The organism is Paracoccus sp. NIOT.M2S5SZ12 (assembly GCF_057748165.1).
On record NZ_JBYLFR010000063.1, the window covers coordinates 1 to 955 of the forward strand.

General features: G+C 54.7%; 1 pseudogene. It reads right to left on the bottom strand.

The annotated features are described in order from the left end of the window. Positions 1-817: 817 nt before the first annotated feature. A pseudogene (locus tag AC2SGK_RS18290) lies at positions 818-955 on the bottom strand (IS3 family transposase); the annotation flags it as partial.

Below are 955 nucleotides of genomic sequence, written 5' to 3' on the forward strand. Positions count from 1 at the left end.
CGTGGTCGCCCGCGTCGCCTGAACCTAAAGGGGAAAGGGGAAGTCACGCCTCAAGCCGCCTTTCTGCAACAACGCCCACCCCATGTAAAACGGAGCCAATCGCTTGGTCGCTGCACACTGCCCACACCAATCTCAAAGATGAGGCGGGTAAGGCCGTCAGACTCTTCCCTGAATTTCTTAACTGCCCAATCCGGCCATGGCAGATGCTCACGCCGCCGCTCAGCGGGGGTTTTGAGCGCTCTGACACCCTTTGCTGGGTTATGCTGTAGCCAGCCTAGGTCGATGGCATGCTCGCAAAGTATCACCAGCATCTGCGGTATGTAGTTGGCGAACCGGGTGCGATGGTCATTTGCTGCTTGAACTGCGATTACATCTGCCCGTGTTAGGGCTTTGACATCTCGACGACCTATCTTTTCGCACAAGTAATTCATTACTTTTTCGTAATCTGAGCGAGTGCGTGGCTTTAGATTCGTCCACCGTTTTGAAGTGCGGTAGTTATCCATCAATGCCGCCCAAGACGTCTTCGCTAGCATCTGTCGTCCTGATCTTATCTCCCAGTACTGCCGATCAAAATCGGCTGTCCCTTCATCAGCGGTGATCCTGTATAGTTTTCCCTTAATCCGAACATATATTCGCCCTTCAGGATGCCGCCACAGGTAGCGCTTTGGGTGGGTTACCACTGAATGCAATCGATCCCCTCCACAGACAATCCCGTGGCTACGCTGTAAATATCGGTCATATTCCAACGGACAAGACCGGGTGCTATCTCACGGCCAGGTGAACCGCGCCGGGTTTGCCGGAGGCTGATTGTCTTTAGTTACGCGGCTATGGGTTCAGTTTCCAGAGCTGCGTAGAAGTTGGCCTCGGCTTCAGCGGGCGGGATGTACCCGATCGGCTCGAGGAGACGGCGGTTGTTGAACCAGTCGACCCATTCCAGCGTGGCATATTCGACGGC